Here is a 16,177-nt window from a genome sequence, read left to right as displayed (position 1 = left end):
CGTTCACGTCGCCGGGGGCGCCTCGTCGTTGAACCGGGGATCGTGCAGGTGGCAGGCCACCCGCACCCCGCCGGCCGGGCGCAGTTCCGGGTCCACCCCTTCGCGGAAGTCCACCCGCACTCCCGAGCCGGTCACATCGATGGCCCGCACTCCCCGCCACAGCGGCTCGTCCGGATCATCGGTGCGTGCGCTGTTCAGGACCTCGCCGACCTCCTGCGCGGTGTGACCGGACGGGGCCGGTAGCGACACCTGTTCCATGCCGCCGTCCAGATCGGCCACCCCGGTGACCAGCGGCTGTTCGGTGCGGTAGACCTCATCGCCGCGCTCCAGCCACCGCCGCTCGAACATCGCCCCCAGGTCCCGGCCCTCCCAACCACACGCTCCGAACGCGGCCGGGCAGCGCGGGTGGAAGGAACACCCGTGGGGCGGTGCGGCTGCGTCCGGGATCTCCCCCCGGGGCAGATCCCGGACCACCGATCTGGAGGGGTCGGGATCGGGAACCGCTTTGAGCAGGGCGCGGGTGTAGGGGTGCTTGGGGTCGGCGAAGATCTCCTCGGTGGGCCCGATCTCCACGATCCTGCCCAGGTACATGATCGCCACGCGGTCGCAGAAGAACTTCGCGGTGGCCAGGTCGTGGGTGATGTAGACATAGGTCAGGTCCAACCGCTCACGCAGGTCCAGCATCAGTTCCAGGATCTTGTTCCGCACGCTCATGTCGAGCATGGAGATCGGCTCATCAGCCACGAGCAGTTCCGGTCCGCAGATGATCGCGCGGGCGATGACCGCGCGCTGTTTCTGCCCCCCGAGAGTTCTGCGGGGAGTTTGTCCAGGAACTGCTCCGCCGGGGTGAGGCCGGTCAGTTCGAGCGCCTCGATCACCCGGTCGCGTTCCTCCTCCCGGTTGTTCACGAGCCCCTGGATCCGCAGCGGATGGCCGATCGCGGTTCGCAGGTCCATCGTCGGGTTCAGCGCCGCGTGCGGGTCCTGGAACACCATCTGCAACCGGCGGCGCAGCCGCCGCATCGGCCCCTGACCCATCGTGGCCAGGTCCGCCGTGCCGTACCGGATGTGCCCGGAGGTGGTTCCGACCAGCCCCAGGAGAGCCCGGCCCAACGTCGTCTTGCCACTGCCGGACTCCCCGACCAGGCCCAGCACCTCACCCCTGCGCAGCGACAGATCCACCCCGTCCACGGCCTTGACGGTACGACCACCGCTGCCCAGCAGGCGGGCCAGTGCGCTTCCGCGTAGATCGAAGTGCACCCGCAGGTCCTCGATCTGCATCAGCACGTCCTCGGCCGGCACGGCCGAGGCGGTGCCCGCTTCGCCCCCGGCGCCTTCCCGTCCCGGGGAGGCGGCGTCGTCGTCCAGCACCGTGGCGTCGTCGTCAGGCTTCATCGGCAACGCTCAACTCCTCTCGCATCAACGGCTCGCGCCCACCGGGTTGGATCAACTCATCCGGCCCGTGCAGCCAGCACTCCACCACCTGATCCTCAATGGCCACCGGGTGCGGGAACTGACGGGCGCACACCGTCATCGCATGCTCGCACCGGGGATTGAACCGGCAGCCGCTCGGCGGATCGATCAGATCCGGCGGGGCGCCGGGGATGTAGTGCAGACCGGTGGTGTTCAGGGAGATCGTGGAGCGCAACAGCGCCTCGGTGTAGGGATGCTGCGGGTGGGCGAACACCTCGGTGACCGGTCCCTGTTCCACGATCCGGCCCGCGTACATCACCGCCACCCGGTCACAGGCCTCGGCCACGATGCCCAGGTTGTGGGTGATGAACAGCAGGGAGGTGTCGAATCCGGCGCGCAGGTCGGCCAGGATCGAGATGATCTGCGCTTCCACCAGCACATCCAGGGCAGTGGTGGGTTCATCGGCCACCACGAAACTGGGCCGCAACGCCAGGGCCAGGGCGATCATGATCCGTTGGCGCATCCCCCCGGAGAACTCGTGGGGGTAGGCCCGGTACCTGGTGGGCGGGATCCCCATCGCGCGCAGTGTGTCGATCGCGCGGTCCCGGATCTGTGCCTTGGGTGTCTCGGGTTCGTGGGCGGACAGCGCCTCCTCGAAGTGTTCCGAGACACGCATGAGCGGGTTCAGCCGCGTCAGCGGCTCCTGGAAGATCATGCCCAGTTGCGGTCCGCGCAGGCGCTGCAGGGTCTTGGGCTTGGCCCGCACGAGGTTCTGCCCACCGAAGTCGACCACGCCGTCCACGCTGGCCGCCCGGGGCAGCAGGCCCATCACCCCGCGGCCCAGGGTGGTCTTGCCGCATCCGGACTCACCCACCAGCCCCAGCGTCTCCCCCGGGTAGAGGTCGAAGGAGACTCCGTCGACGGCGCGGACCGGACCGCGGTCGGTGCCGTACCAGACCCGCAGGTCCGCCACGGACAGCACTGGTTCACTCATGGCGGCCCTCCGCATCCGACGTGGTGCCCGAGGTACTGCCCGAGGCGCCCGGCCGGCGCCGCGCCTGGTCGGAACCGCCCCCGCTGCCACCACCGGTGGTGCGGGGCCGGCGGATCAGGCGGGCCGGACCCGGCTTCATCGAGGCGTTCACGTCCCCGGGCATCCGGACCTGCAGCAGTCGGCGCACCCGGATGGCGGGGTTGAGGGCCTCGTTCAGGCCCTCCCCCATCAGCGTCATCCCCATCACCAGCAGCACGATCGCGATGCCCGGGTAGAGCCCGGTCCACCAGATCCCGGCCCCGGCATCGGCCACGGCCCGCTGCAGGTCGTATCCCCACTCGGCCGCCTCGGTGGGCTGGATGCCGTAACCGAGGAACCCCAGTCCAGCCAGCGTCAGGATCGCATCGGCGGCGTTCAGGGTGGCGATCACCGGCACGGACTGGATCACGTTGTTCAGAAGGTACCGGGACATCACGGTGGTGCGGCGCGCCCCCATCGCCCGGGCCGCCTCGACGTAGGTCTGCTCCTTGGCGCTGACGGTGGCCGCGCGTACCACCCGGAAGTACTGCGGGATGTACACCGCGGTGATCGCCAGCGCCGCGGTGGTGGCACCACCGCCCAGCCGCTCCGAGAGCAGGAACGCCACCACGATCGCCAGCAGCAGCGCCGGCAGCGTGAACAGCGCGTCCATGATCATCACCAGTGCACGGTCCAGCCAGCGCCCGACGAAGCCGGCCAGCAGGCCCAGCAGCACCCCGATGGCCAGCGAGAAGGTCAGCGCCAGCAGCACCACGGTCACTGCGGTCCGGGCGCCGAAGACCACCCGGCTGAACACGTCGTACCCCTGGGTGGAGGTTCCGAAGATGTGCTGCCCGCCGGGGGCCAGATGGTTGGCGAACCGGCCGGCGTCGTCGGCCACCTGCGCGTGCCCGAACGGGGCCAGCACCGGCGCGAGCAGCGCCACCAGCAGCATCAGCGCGGTCAGCACCGTGCCGGTGACGAGCATGAACCGGCCCACACCGTGGGAGTTGGTGTACGGGCGGGCGATCCCGCGCAGGATCCGACGCAGGCGCGAGCCTCCGTTGGCCCGCGTCTGGGACGACGGGGCGGTGGGAACGGCTTCGACGGCCATCAGTACCTCACCCTCGGGTCGATCATCGCGTTGATGATGTCGATCAACAACGACGCGGTCACCACCGCCAGGGCGAAGAAGGTGATGATGCCCTGCACCGCGGCGTAATCACGGGAGTCCAGATAGCGCACCAACTGGCTGCCGATGCCGTTCCAATTGAAGGTCTGCTCGGTCAGGATCGCCCCACCCAGCAGCAGCGCCACCTGCAGTCCCAGGATGGTCACGAACGGGACCATCGCGTTCTTGAACGCATGGTTGATCACCACCCGCGATTCGGCCACGCCCCGGGCCCGGGCTGCCTCGACGTAGTCGCTCCGCAGCGTCTGGATCAGGTTGATGCGGATGATCCGGATGAACACCCCGGTCAGGAGCAGTCCCAGGGTCAGCGCCGGCAGCACCAGGTGCTGCAGGCCGTTGATGAACGCCGCGGTGTTCTGGGCCAGGAGGGCATCGATGAGGAAGAAGTTTGTGCGCGCCGGCACCGAGGCGAACATCACCGGCGACGCCTGTGAACTGGACGGCAGCCACCCCAACGTGCGGGCGAACAGCAGTTGCATCAAGAGCCCGACGAAGAACACCGGCGCGGCGTAGGTCAGGATGCCCAGCACCCTCAGCACCGCGTCCAGGGCGGTGTCGCGGAACCGCCCGGCGAGCAGGCCCAGCGGCACCGCCAGGACCAGCGCCACCAGGAAGGCCGCCAACGTCAGCGTGAGGGTGGCGCCACCGTTGACGGCGAAGATCTGCGTGACCGGCCGGTTGTCCACGATGGTGGTTCCCAGATCGAACCGGAGCACGCCCCCGATGTACTCCGCGTACTGCACCAGGATCGGCCGGTTGTACCCGGCCGCCTCCCGCAGTGCCTGCAGTTCCTCGGCGCTGCGCTGGCCCCCCAGGGCCACACTGACCGGGTCCCCCGGGGCCACCCGCATCAGGATGAACACGATCGTCAGGATGATCAGCACCTGGGGCACGAACAGCAGCAGCCTGGTGATCAGGTAGGTGCGTAGTGAACCGGTGGCCTGTGACACTCACCCATCCTTCCCGCGCATGGCGCACCCCGATGGGGTACGAACTCGTGGGGACCGGTCGGTGCCGGTGCGCTGGGGAGTCCCGCACGCACCGGCATCGATCCGGCCCGCGCCACCTACTCGGTGGCGCCGCTCACGCCGGCGTAGTAGAAGATGAACGAGGGGTCGAGGGTCTCCTCCACGCCGGTCACCCCGTCGCGGACGGCGGCGATCTGGTCGCGCTGCCACAACTGCACTATCGGCACATCCTCCGCCGCGATCTCCGAGGCCCGCTCGAACGCCGCCAGGCGGGCGTCCTCGTCGGTGTCGGTCACGATCGTGTCGATCAACTCATCCATCTCGTCGTTGGAGTAGCCGTTGTTGAAGATGTTCGCCGTGCCGTAGAAGGGCTGGATGTAGTTGGAGGCATCCGGGAAGTCCGGGAACCACCCCAGGTCGAACGCGTCCATGGACTGGTCGGAGAACGTCTCGGCGTACTGGGCCCAGGACAACTGCTCCAGGCTCACCTCGAACAGGCCGGAGTCGTTGAGTTGACGCTGGATCTCGCCGTACATGTCACCGATCTCCTCCCCGTAGCGATCCGGCATCCACCAGGCGTCGAAGGCCACCGGGATGTCCACGCCCGCGTCCTCGAGCAGCGCGCGGGCCGCATCCACATCGGGTTCACCGTAGGCGTCGTCGAAGGCGGGCACGTGCCCGGCCACCCCGTCGGGAATCGGGCCGTACAGCGGGGTCACGGTGTCCCGGTAGACCGAGGAGGCGATGGTCTCCCGATCGATCACCTGCGCGAGCGCCTGCCGCACCGCGGGCTCGTCGAAGGGTGGGCGCGAGACCTGCAGCACCAAGTAGTTGATCTCGGTGCCCTCACCGACGACCACCTGCACACCGCGCTCGGCGCCGTTCTCGCGCAGGTCCTCGATGTCGGTCACGGCCAGGGACCGGTAGGCGACCATCACGTCACCCTCCTCGATCGCCTGCTTCAGCGCCGACTCGGTTTGGTAGAACTGCAGGATCACCCCGGAGTTGCTCAGCTCCGAGTCACCGGAGTAGTTCTCGTTCAGCCCGAGCTGGATCTGCTGGGTGGCGTCGAAGGTGTCCACCGTGTACGGGCCGGAGCCGAACACCTCGGCGTTGGGCTGCAAGTCATCGCCGGGGAAACTCATCGGCACGATCGCCGCCGCACCGGTGGTCAGGATGTACGGGAAAGTGGCGTCGGCGTTGGACAGCGTGAAGGTCACCGTGGACTCATCCGGCGCCTCCACCGACTCGATGCCGTCCAGCAGTTGCCACCCGTTGGAGGAGTGCTGGATCGCGAGCTGGCGCTCGACCGAGTGCACCACGTTCTCTGCGGTCAACTCGCTGCCGTCGGCGAACATCAGGCCCGACTTCATCGTGCAGGTGTAGGTGACCTCGTCGTCCCAGTCGCAGGCCTCGGCCGCATCCGGGGTGGGCTCGGTCTCCCCCAACGGGACCGACAGCAGTCGTTGGTAGGTGTTGTAGATGATGTTCCAGGACGGCTTGTCGTAGGAACCCGCTGGGTCGATGTTCGTCACCGTGTCCGTGGTGCCGATCACCACGGGCATCGTGCTCGCTGCGTCATCCTGCTCGGCACCATTGGTGTCGGTGCCGGTTCCGTTGGTGTCCTCATCGCCATTGCCGTTGCCGCAGGCGGCCAGCGTGAGAGCACCGACCGCGGCGATAGCCGCGGCGGCCTTCAAACTACGTACACGCATCTGCATCTACCTCGATGTCATCATCGCTTGGATCTCGCGTGGGGCCCGATGCCGGTCGGGCATCCTTGCCAGCGAGCTTCTGGGCAGGTTAGCGCACCGAGCGAGCCCTATAGCCCCTCCCCCGGGGTTGTGTCCAAACCGATATCCAACGAGGCAACCTGAGAACAGGTGGGCGGCCCAGTGGTCCGGCGCGGATAGGCTGCCCGATGTCTCCCGGACCGGTTGGCGAAAGGACCCGAATGCGGCGGCACCTGCGGACACGCCCGTGCTGATCATGCTTCCTCCCTCGGAGGGCAAGGCCGCGCCCGAGCGGGGACGCCGGTTCGATCCCGGCGCGCTGAGCCACCCGGAACTGGCCGGCCCGCGTGAGCAGGTGCTGCAGGCGCTGATACGCGCCTCGGCCGGCGCCGACGCCACCACTCGTCTGCGGTTCGGTGCCTCCCTGGCCGAGCAGGTCGAGGCGAACACCCGGTTGCGCGACGCCCGGGCAGCGCCGGCGGCGCAGGTCTACAGCGGCGTGCTCTACGACGCCGCCGGCCTGGTGAACCTGTCCGGGACGGCCCGACGGCGTAGCAACAGTTCGGTGCGGATCGTCTCGGCGCTGTGGGGGGTGCTCCGTCCGGACGACGCGATCCCCGCCTACCGGCTGTCCATGTCCACACCGCTGCAGCCCCTGGCGCCGCTGGGCACCTTCTGGTCCCGGCACCTGGGCGGGGCTCTCGACCCGGGAGGTTCCGACGTCGTCCTCGACTGCCGTTCGCAGGACTACGCGCGGGCCTGGTCACCAGCCCCGGACCGGGAGTGGCTGGCGGTCCGGGTGGTGGCCATCCGGTCAGGTAGGCCCGTCGTGGTCTCCCATCACGCCAAGCACACCCGGGGCGTGCTCACCGGTCACCTGTTCCGCCGGCCCGAGCCGTTACCGCGCACCGCGGCGGGCGTGGCCGCGGCCGCGGCCGAACTCATCGGCCCGGTACTGGCCGACGTCGGCCTGCATCCCCCCGTCCGGTCGGGGCCGGCCACGCTGGAACTGGTGCTGTCGGACTGACGCTCAGTCGTCCAGGCGCACCAGGATGTAGTCGTAGTCCTCGCTGCGCAGCACCTGCTCGGGCGGGGCCGCCTCGATCGCTGCCTTCTCGGTAAGGGACAGCGGTACCTGGACGCCCTGGGTCACACTGCCCCGCAGCGCCACCGCCCCCAACCCTCCGGTCTTGGCGCGGACCCGCTCGTACAGCGCCAGCAGCGCCTCATCGATCCCGGCGGCGAGTTCGTCCCGAGCGGCCTTGTGCTGCTCGCTCTCGGCGTCCAGTTCGGCGAACGCGGCATCACGCTCGGCCTCGACCCTGGTGATATCGGCCCGGATCGCTTCGAGCTGGGTGGTGGTGGCCTGCAGTTCGTGCTCAGCGGCCTCCAGGCGTTCCATCACCTCCAGTTCGACCTCCTCCAGGCTGTTCTGGCGCTTGCCCAGCGACTCCAGCTCGGCCGAGAGCGCCTGCAGGTCCTTGGGCGAACCGGTCCCGGACTCCAGCCGTTGGCGGTCCCGGTCGGCCCGGTTGCGCACCTGTTCCACATCGGTCTCGGCCTTGACGAGTTCGCGGCGGGTGTCGGAGACCAGCATCTGGGTCTGCGCCCGGCTGCGGTCCAGGTCCTCGGCCCGTGCGGTCAGCTCCGCCAGGGTCGCCAGCGTGGGGTGGGAGTTGCGCTGGTGGGCGAGTTTGGCCAGGGCGGTGTCGAGTGCCTGCAGGTCCAGCAACGCACGCTGGTCGGATACGGGCGCAGTGCTCACAGTCACACACGTCCTTCCTGGTTGGTGGATTCCAGCCTATCGGTCCACGGGTCGGTGGGATGCGTGCTGACCCGCACCTCGATCCGTGCCCCGGCGGCCTCGGCATCGGCTCGCAGATGCTCGGCCGCCACGGGCAGCCAGGGCCACTCACTGGCCCAGTGCGCCACGTCGATCAGCGCCGGAGCGCCGGTGCGGGCCAGAGCCTCGCCCGCGGGATGGTGCCGCAGGTCCGCGGTCACGTAGGCATCGGCGCCGGCAGCGGCGACCACCTCCAGCAGCGAGTCTCCGGCGCCGCCGCAGACGGCGACAGTGCGCACTGTCGCATCCAGGTCGCCGCCCACGCGCACCCCATGGGCCGTGGCGGGCAGGACATCGGCGACGCGTTCAGCCAGGTCACGCACAGTGATCGGATCGGCCAGCTCTCCGATCCGGCCCATTCCGGCCGGAGACGGTGGCGCTGCGGTGGGCACCAGGGAGAAGGCGGGTTCCTCATACGGGTGCGCCCGGCGCAACGCCTCGACGACGGCGCTCCGCCGGCTGGGCGGCAGCACCATCTCCAGGCGCACCTCCTGCACGCGCTCGTGCTGCCCGACGGTACCGATTGCCGGGTCGGCCGCCCCGACCGGAGTGAACTCCCCGGTACCGGTCACCGACCATGCGCACCCGGTGTACTCCCCCACCTGCCCGGCACCGGCGGCACCGAGGGCCTGGCGCACCGACTCTGCCTGGGGTGTGGGCACATAGGTGATGAGCAGGTCCAGGTCGTCACCGGGCAGTGGTTGCAGCGGCCGGGCGCCGGTGAGGCCGAGCAGGTCGGCGAGGGCCTCGTTGACCCCGCCCGCAGCGGCATCGGCGTTGGTGTGTGCCACATACAGGGCGATGCCGGAGCGGATCAGCCGGTGCACCAGTGCACCCTTCGGGGTGGTCGTGGCCACCGAGTGGACGCCGCGCAGCAGCAGCGGGTGATGAGTGATGATCAGGTCCGCCCCGCACTCGATCGCCTCGTCCACCACGGCATCGGCCGGGTCCACCGCGAGCAGCGCCCGGCCGATGGGGGTCCGGGGATCGCCCACAACCAGACCCACGGCGTCCCACCCCTGCGCAGTCGATGGCGGATAACGTCGTTCGAGGGACTGGATCAGGTCCTGCAGGGTGAGGGTGGTGTGCATGTCACCAGGCTGTCGGCGACCTGCCGGGGAAGCAAGCCCCACCCGAGCAGCGCTGATCGACCTTCGGCTGCGCACACGCACAACGGCTCGCCGACAGCGCACCGAGGGTCTGCCACACGGGTGTGCACAGCAAGCGCTCGGTGCCCGGTTGCCAGAGTTCAGGGTAGATTCATCGCGGGTTACCCCGACGCTGGCGCGTCGAGAGGTGGCTATTGCGCCGAAGCATGCAGAAGGAGGGTCGATGACGGCACTGCCTAGTCCGGCAGGGTCGCGTTCGCGGGGACCGGTCGATGCGCCGGCGGCAGGCGGCGCGGGACCCGTGGACGAGGAGGAACGCGCGCGGCGACGCAAACTAGCGCACCGTCGTCGGCTCTCGCGGAACTGGTCGCTCTTCCTGCTGTTCGCCGGCCCGAACATCCTGCTGATCCTGGCGTTCATCTACTTCCCGCTGATCAGCAACATGTACTACTCCACCCTGGACTGGCGGCTGGGATCCCCCAGCGCCACACCCGTGGGGCTGGACAACTATGCGCGCTTCTTCACCTCGCCCTCCGGGTTGGAGGTGTGGCGGGTCACCGGCATCTTCACCGGTGGCGCGGTGGTGGGCTCCATGGTGCTGGGACTACTCATCGCCCTCGTGTTGAACAAGAAGATCCCCGGGCGCACGGCGGCCCGTACTGCCGTGTTCGCCCCCTATGTGCTCTCCGGCGTGGGGGTGGCGCTGGTGTGGAACTTCATCTTCGACCCCACCAGGGGTGCACTCAGCTACCTCCTCGGGTTCCTCGGTATCGCCTCACCGCAGTGGTATCTGAACGAGAACTGGGCACTGGTGATGGTGATCATCGTCTACGTCTGGAAGAACCTCGGTTTCTGCGCCGTGGTCTTCCTCGCCGGACTGCAGGCAGTCCCCCAGGATCTGTTGGAGGCAGCCACCCTCGACCGGGCCGGGGCGGCGCGACGGTTCTTCGCCGTGGTGCTACCACTGCTGACTCCCACGGTCTTCTTCCTGCTGGTCACCAACATCATCTTCTCGATGACCAACGCCTTCGACATCCTGCGGATCATGACGCCCACCGGGCACGGCACCAATACGATCATCTTCGAGATCTATCTGCAGTCCTTCGGCGCCTACCAGCGGGCCGGGTACTCCGCCGCTATCGCGGTGGTGCTGTTCTTCACGCTGTTCCTCATCACCGCCGTCCAGTTGCGCTACGTGGAGAGGAAGGTGCATTACCAGTGACGCAGCGACCCCTCGCCACACCCGGAACCGATCCCGGGCGTCTCGACGGCCGGCAGCCGACGAAGAAGACGCGCCCGGACTGGACGAAAGCCTTCAGCCCGCGCCACCTTGCCGACACGATGCTGGCCGGCTACCTACCGATCCTGATCGCACTGTTGGTGATCGTGCTGCCGCTGGCCTGGATGATCTCCTCCAGCTTCAAACCGCCGCCGGAGATCCTCACCCTGGCCCCCACGTTGCTGCCCCAGGACCCCACCCTGAGCAACTACGGAGCCGTGGCGGACCGGGTGCCGCTGCTCACCGTGCTGCGCAACAGCGTGATCGTCACCATCATCGGCGCCACCATCAAGGTCTTACTGGCGGTGACCACGGCCTATGCGTTGGTGTTCATCAAGGTACCCGGGGCGAACCTCATCTTCCTGGGCATTCTGGTTGCGCTCATGGTGCCGCCGGAGGTGTCGATGCTGCCGAACTACCTGACCATCACCGCGCTCGGCGGCCGGGACACCCTGTGGGGCATCATCCTGCCCGGACTCGGGACCGCGTTCGGGACCTTCCTGCTCCGGCAGCACTTCAAAGCACTCCCGAAGGAGTTGTTCGAAGCCGCCGAACTCGATGGCGCCGGACACCTGCGCAAACTGTTCCAGATCGCCGCACCGGTGTCGCTACCGGCAATCGCGACCGTGGCGCTGGTGACCATCGTCAACGAGTGGAACAACTTCCTGTGGCCCCTGATCATCATCGACTCCCCGGCACGGATGACCCTGCCGGTGGGTCTGAACATGCTGCAGTCGATCGAGGGCCAGACCGGCAACTACGGCGTGCTGATGGCCGGTGCGGTCCTGGTGATCGTCCCTGTCCTACTCATCTTCGCCGCCCTCCAGCGCTACATCGTGGCCGGCCTCACCCAGGGGGCGGTCAAGTGAACCCATCGACTCCGACGACCAACGAAGAAACGAAAGAAGGAGCACCCATGAAACAGTCCACCAGCCGCACCGTACGCAGCCTTGCTGCGCTCGGTGCCGCGACCCTCGTCCTGGCCGCGTGCGGCCCGGACACCAGCGGTGGTGACGGTGACACCCAGGAAGACGTGGATGTCTCCCGGCGTGGAGCCGGCCGACGAGATCACCTTCTGGACCAACCACCCCGGTGGTTCGGCCGACGTCGAGAACGAGTTGATCGCCCAGTTCACCGACGAGACCGACATCGAGGTCAACGTGGTGACCTCCGGGGCGAACTACGAGGAGACCTCGCAGCGGTTCCAGACCGCACAGGGCAGCGCTGAGGTGGACGTGGTGGTGTTGTCCGATGCCACCTGGTTCCCCAACTATCTGAACGGCTCCCTGGTCGCGGTCGACGGCCTGATGGAGGAGGCCGGGGTCGACACCAGCGGATACGTCGAAGCGCTGTACGAGGACTACCAGTACGAAGGCAGCCACTACGGCGTCCCCTACGCCCGCTCCACCCCGCTGTTCTACTACAACGTCGACCATTACGAAGAGGCCGGCATCGAGGCGCCCCCGGAGACGTGGGACGAAGTCGCCGAGGTCTCCGAGCAGTTGATGGACGCCGGGGTGGCGAACTCCGCCTTCAGTTTCCCGCCGCAGGATGAGTACCCGGCCTGGTGGATGGCCAACATCGTGTGGGGTTACGGCGGTGCCTGGTCCGATGAGTGGGACTTCTCCCCCGTCTCCTCCGATGCCACCATCGAGGCGCTGGAATTCGCACAGGAAGCAACCAACTCCTGGGCCTCGGTGTCCTCGGGCAACCCGGCCGATGACTTCTCCGCCGGCGCCACCAGCCAGATCGTGCAGTCCACCGGTTCGCTGGGCGGCATCCTGGACTCGGCATCCTTCGAGGTGGGCACCGCGTTCCTGCCCGGCGGTCCGGCCGCCGAGGGTGAGACCCCGACCGGTGGTGCCGGTCTGATGATCGCCTCCGACAGCACTCCGGAACGTCAACTGGCCGCGGCGATGTTCGCCGGCTTCATGGGCAACCCGGACTCGACGGCCGCGTTCTCCGCTGCCACCGGGTACGTGCCGGTCCACCAGGACGCGGACATGTCCGACGTCTACGCCGAGACCCCGCAGTTCCAGACCGCGGTGGAACAGCTCGAACGCGCCCGGGTGCAGGACTTCGCCCGGTTGTTCGTGCCCGGTGGTGACCTGGAGTTGTCCCAGACCCTGCAGCGGATCCTGACCTCCGACGTGGACGTGGCCGAGGAGATGCAGCGCGTGGAGGAAGAGTTGCAGTCCCTGTACGACTCCGACGTGGCCTCGGAGGTGGAGGGCTGAGTCAGCCCTTCACCCCGACCCCGGTGGGCCCGGATGGGTATCGCGGGCGTTGCGAGTGCGACGCCCGCGGCGCCCATCCGGGCCCTCGGTCGTCCGGGCCGATCCGCATAGTGGGCGAGGTCGGCCCCGGCGGCGCGACGACATCAACGGCCTCGATGCCCTGCCCGGGCCGGGTCAGCGCTGGACGTCGCCGGGGGCGGTGTCCAGGGAGTCCAGGTCGGTGCGGGTGAGCATCGCCTCCCAGTCCCCCCGGCTGGAGACCACCGCGGCCCCGCAGGCGTTCCCGCGTTCCAGTCGCTGCGGCAGCGGCAAGTCCTCGAGCAGGGCGGAGAGGTACCCGGCCACGAACGCGTCGCCGGCGCCGATGGGGTCGACGACGTCGACGGGCAGGGCCGGGCGAAGGACGTCATCCCCGGCGGTGCGCACCCGGGCGCCGTCCCCACCGAGTTTGATCACCACCTCCCCCACGCCCAGACCGAACAGGGCCTCGAGGTCCATCCGGGCACCGGACGTGATCAGCGCAAGTTCCCCGGGGTCACCGAAGACGACGTCGGCGCACGTGGCCAGTTCGGCCAGCACCGGCCGGGCCTGCTCCGGTGACCAGAGCCGGGACCGGAAGTTCACATCCAGGCTGACCTTCATACCGGCCGTCCGCGCGGCCCCGGCCAGCGCCAGGGTCGCCTCGGCAGGCCCTGGGCCCAGCGCCGGGGTGATCCCGCTCAGGTGCACGACTCCCGGCCGTAGGTCCAACGCGGCCCGGGCGTCGGCCGGCCCGATCGCGGTGAAAGCCGAGTGGGCCCGGTGGTAGCCACCCGGGCTCGCCCCATCGGGCGTTGCTGGGACACCAGGATGCCGCTGGGAGCGCCCTGTTCACGGCGTACCGCGGTGGTGTCGACCCGCTCGGCGGCCAGGGTGCGCACGATCAGGTCACCGATCGCATCACTGCCCAGCACGCTCGACCATGCCGACCGGTGCCCGAGCCTGGCCAGCCCGATCGCGACGTTCGACTCGGCACCGGCGATCGAGATCCTCGGCTCCGGACCGACGCCGAGGGTCCCCTCGGCGCGGATGGTGCCCATGGTCTCCCCGAGGGTGAGCACATCGATGCCGCTCATCGGGGGCGTCGTTCCACGCCGTCGTCCCAGGCACGCACCATGGCGGCGGCCCGGTCGCGGATCTCCGCCCACGCCTGGTCGGCGACGAGGTCGTCGTTGACCAGGTGTCCACCCACACCCACGCCCACACATCCCATCGCGGCGTAGGTGGTGGCCTCGGCCGCGCCCACGCCCCCGGTGGGCAGCAACGGGATGTCATCGAGGGGCTCGGCGATCGCCTTGATGTAGTCCACCCCGCCCAACGGTCCGGCCGGGAACACCTTGACCGCAGCCACCGCGGGGTGGCGGTGAGCCAGTTCGATCTCGGTGGGCGTGCTCGCGCCGCAGTAGACCGGCCGGCCCGCCGGTGCTGCGGCCCCGAGCACGCCGGAGTCGATCGTGGGGGTGACCAGGAACTGCGCCCCGGCGCTGATCGCTTGGACCGCCTGGTCAGCGCTGCGCACCGTCCCGGCACCGACCTGGGCCTCGGTGCGGTCCCGCCACTCGGTGATCGTGGCACGTGCGTCCGGCGTGGGCAGCGTCACCTCCAGGCGGGTGATCCCCCCGGCCGTCAGCGCCTCCAGCACCTCCAGGGGCGGGCTGCGCCGGCGGAGCCGGATAATGGCCACCACCCCGACGTCGGCGGTCATCGCGGGCCCTGCTCAGATGCTTGCGTCATCACGCCACCAGGTTAGTCGCTGCCCGCCCGCAGCATCGTCCCGGCTCGCACGCCGGTGACCTCGCCGCCGTCGAAGGCGACCCGCCCGGCCACCAGCACCGCGTGCATCCCGGTGGCCAGCCGCCAGGGGTCTGAGAAGGTGGCGTTGTCGGTGAACGTGCGGGGATCGAAGACGGCGACGTCGGCCACCGACCCGGCGCGCAGGATGCCACGGTCGGACCAGCCGAGCCGGGAGGCCGGCAGGGAGGTCATCTTCCGCACCGCCTCGGGCAGGGTGAGCAGCCCCCGCTCGCGCACGTAATGGGAGATCACCCTGGGGAAGGTGCCGAAACTGCGCGGGTGCGGGCGTCCTCGACCCTGGTCCCGTAACACCCACCCGTCGCTGGCCACGGCCACCCGTGGGTGGGCCAGCACCCGGTCCACATCCTCATCGGACATGGAGTGCAGCACCACGCTGGCCCCGCCGTCGTGGGCGGCCAGGATCCGCAGCGTGGCCTCGGCGTCGTCCACGCCCTCGGACCGGGCGATCTGGGCCAGGCTCTGCCCGGCTGCGTCCTGGTAACGGCCCGGGCCGAGGTGGGCGATCATCACCCCGGAGGCCACGGTGGCCTGCCCCTGCCGCATCTCGGCGAGGATGCGCTCACGCGCCTCGGTGTCGGCCAGCCGGCGCAGCAGCGCAGCGGTACCGCCGTCCAGGGCCCAGGTGGGCAACCGGGTGGTCAAGGTGGTGGAGGAGGCGGTGTAGGGGTAGACGTCGGCGGCGACGTCCAGGCCGGCCTCGGCGGCCTCATCGATCAGCCCGAGTGCCTCAGCGGTACGCCCGTGGTGGCGCTCTCCAGCGGCCTTGAGGTGGGAGATCTGCAACCGCGCGCCACCAGCGGTGGCGAGCCGGATCGCCTCCTCGACGGCCTCGGTGAGTCGGGCACCCTCGTTGCGGATGTGGGTGGAGTACAACAGCCCATGCCGGCCCGCCGCGCTGACCAGGTACTGCAGTTCGCGTTCGTCGGAGTAGGTGCCCGGGGCATAGATCAGGCCGGTGGAGAACCCGTATACCCCCTGGGCCGCTGCGGTGGCGAGCAACTCACCCATGGCAGCCAGGTCGTCGTCGGAGGCGAGGCGTTGCTCCCCGCCCATGACGGCTTCCCGCAGGGCGTTGTGGCCCACCTGGGTCACCATGTTGATCGCCGGTCCTGCCGCGTCCACCGCGTCGGCGAACCCGCCGGGATCGGTCCACTCCCAGCCCAGTTCGGGTTCCAGGAAGGCCGAGGACGTACGCATCGCCTCCAGATCGGCCACCGGGAACGGGGAGAAGCCGCAGTTGCCGCCCACCAGGGTGGTCACGCCCTGTGGCAGTTGGGTGCTGGCCTGTGGGTGGCCCTGGATCCGGAAGTCGGCGTGGGAGTGCAGGTCGATGAAGCCCGGGGTGACGATCAGGCCGGTGGCGTCGATGACCTGCGCTCCGCGCAGGTCGGCCCGGCTGATCTCGGCGACCCGTCCCCCGCGCACTCCCAGGTTGGCGCGGATCGGTTCGGTGCGGTTCCGTCGAGGATGCTGCCCCCGTGGACGACGACGTCGTGGTCGGTCATGTAGTGAATCCTCCCGGTGCTGTGTCACCACAG

The 16,177-nt window shown here is 69.2% G+C and carries 16 protein-coding genes; 4 read left to right on the top strand and 12 right to left on the bottom strand.

The features are described 5' to 3' along the window. Positions 1-3 precede the first annotated feature (3 nt). From ACRRRO_RS16770 to ACRRRO_RS16745, 6 genes are all read right to left on the bottom strand, one after another. Complete coding sequence (locus ACRRRO_RS16770; RefSeq protein WP_434080617.1) at positions 4-744, bottom strand: oligopeptide/dipeptide ABC transporter ATP-binding protein; 741 nt, start codon at positions 742-744, stop codon at positions 4-6. Then, positions 711-1,394 carry an ATP-binding cassette domain-containing protein gene (locus ACRRRO_RS16765; protein WP_434080616.1) on the bottom strand — a complete coding sequence of 228 codons (684 nt, stop codon included), beginning with the start codon at positions 1,392-1,394 and terminating at the stop codon, positions 711-713. Before ACRRRO_RS16765 ends, ACRRRO_RS16770 begins: the two co-directional genes overlap by 34 nt. Then, positions 1,384-2,406 (bottom strand): ABC transporter ATP-binding protein, encoded by a 1,023-nt coding sequence (locus tag ACRRRO_RS16760; RefSeq protein WP_424796033.1) that lies wholly within the window; start codon positions 2,404-2,406, stop codon positions 1,384-1,386. Before ACRRRO_RS16760 ends, ACRRRO_RS16765 begins: the two co-directional genes overlap by 11 nt. Further along, entirely contained in the window at positions 2,399-3,538 is a 1,140-nt protein-coding gene (locus ACRRRO_RS16755) for an ABC transporter permease (RefSeq protein ID WP_424796032.1), read from the bottom strand. The genes ACRRRO_RS16760 and ACRRRO_RS16755 overlap by 8 nt, the downstream gene beginning before the upstream one ends. Next, the gene (locus ACRRRO_RS16750; protein WP_424786110.1) at positions 3,538-4,566 is read right to left on the bottom strand and encodes an ABC transporter permease; all 1,029 of its coding nucleotides are present in this window, start codon (positions 4,564-4,566) and stop codon (positions 3,538-3,540) included. Before ACRRRO_RS16750 ends, ACRRRO_RS16755 begins: the two co-directional genes overlap by 1 nt. Positions 4,567-4,682: 116 nt before the next feature. Continuing rightward, positions 4,683-6,299 carry an ABC transporter substrate-binding protein gene (locus tag ACRRRO_RS16745; protein ID WP_424786111.1) on the bottom strand — a complete coding sequence of 539 codons (1,617 nt, stop codon included), beginning with the start codon at positions 6,297-6,299 and terminating at the stop codon, positions 4,683-4,685. Positions 6,300-6,573: 274 nt separating this feature from the next. Here ACRRRO_RS16745 and ACRRRO_RS16740 point away from each other — a divergent pair, with 274 nt between their 5' ends. Beyond that, the gene (locus ACRRRO_RS16740) at positions 6,574-7,344 is read left to right on the top strand and encodes a YaaA family protein (protein ID WP_424796031.1); all 771 of its coding nucleotides are present in this window, start codon (positions 6,574-6,576) and stop codon (positions 7,342-7,344) included. A 3-nt stretch (positions 7,345-7,347) separates the two neighbouring features. On the opposite strand, the gene ACRRRO_RS16735 is transcribed toward ACRRRO_RS16740, so the two are convergent. Beyond that, entirely contained in the window at positions 7,348-8,082 is a 735-nt protein-coding gene (locus tag ACRRRO_RS16735) for a zinc ribbon domain-containing protein (protein WP_424796030.1), read from the bottom strand. Between the two features lie 2 nt (positions 8,083-8,084). Further along, entirely contained in the window at positions 8,085-9,251 is a 1,167-nt protein-coding gene (locus ACRRRO_RS16730; protein WP_424796029.1) for a Nif3-like dinuclear metal center hexameric protein, read from the bottom strand. Positions 9,252-9,492: 241 nt separating this feature from the next. On the opposite strand from ACRRRO_RS16730, the gene ACRRRO_RS16725 reads away from it, so the two are divergent. The 3 genes from ACRRRO_RS16725 to ACRRRO_RS16715 all read left to right on the top strand — a co-directional run bounded on the left by ACRRRO_RS16725 (position 9,493) and on the right by ACRRRO_RS16715 (position 12,785). Beyond that, positions 9,493-10,491, top strand: a complete 999-nt coding sequence (locus ACRRRO_RS16725) for a carbohydrate ABC transporter permease (protein ID WP_424796028.1) — start codon at positions 9,493-9,495, stop codon at positions 10,489-10,491. A gap of 119 nt (positions 10,492-10,610) precedes the next feature. Next, a complete protein-coding gene (locus tag ACRRRO_RS16720) occupies positions 10,611-11,417 on the top strand; it encodes a carbohydrate ABC transporter permease (protein ID WP_424796333.1) in 807 nt (268 codons plus the stop codon). 168 nt (positions 11,418-11,585) lie between these two features. Next, positions 11,586-12,785: an ABC transporter substrate-binding protein gene (locus tag ACRRRO_RS16715; RefSeq protein ID WP_434080615.1), complete on the top strand. Its 1,200-nt coding sequence runs from the start codon at positions 11,586-11,588 to the stop codon at positions 12,783-12,785. A 174-nt stretch (positions 12,786-12,959) separates the two neighbouring features. Here ACRRRO_RS16715 and ACRRRO_RS16710 read toward each other — a convergent pair whose 3' ends face one another. From ACRRRO_RS16710 to ACRRRO_RS16695, 4 genes are read right to left on the bottom strand one after another with little or no spacing between them, the layout of a single operon-like run. Then, on the bottom strand, positions 12,960-13,514 hold the full coding sequence (locus ACRRRO_RS16710; protein WP_434080614.1) for a sugar kinase: 555 nt from the start codon (positions 13,512-13,514) through the stop codon (positions 12,960-12,962). Further along, positions 13,505-13,900: a PfkB family carbohydrate kinase gene (locus ACRRRO_RS16705; protein WP_434080613.1), complete on the bottom strand. Its 396-nt coding sequence runs from the start codon at positions 13,898-13,900 to the stop codon at positions 13,505-13,507. The genes ACRRRO_RS16710 and ACRRRO_RS16705 overlap by 10 nt, the downstream gene beginning before the upstream one ends. Then, positions 13,897-14,529, bottom strand: a complete 633-nt coding sequence (locus ACRRRO_RS16700) for a bifunctional 4-hydroxy-2-oxoglutarate aldolase/2-dehydro-3-deoxy-phosphogluconate aldolase (RefSeq protein WP_424796025.1) — start codon at positions 14,527-14,529, stop codon at positions 13,897-13,899. Before ACRRRO_RS16700 ends, ACRRRO_RS16705 begins: the two co-directional genes overlap by 4 nt. 41 nt (positions 14,530-14,570) lie before the next feature. Beyond that, on the bottom strand, positions 14,571-16,172 hold the full coding sequence (locus ACRRRO_RS16695) for an N-acyl-D-amino-acid deacylase family protein (protein ID WP_434080612.1): 1,602 nt from the start codon (positions 16,170-16,172) through the stop codon (positions 14,571-14,573). Positions 16,173-16,177: the final 5 nt, after the last annotated feature.

Source organism: Sanguibacter sp. Z1732, from assembly GCF_051020515.1.
GTDB lineage: Bacteria > Actinomycetota > Actinomycetes > Actinomycetales > Beutenbergiaceae > CALKWS01.
The sequence above is the reverse complement of the archived record's forward strand: the minus strand, read 5'-3'. Positions and strand labels throughout refer to the sequence as shown.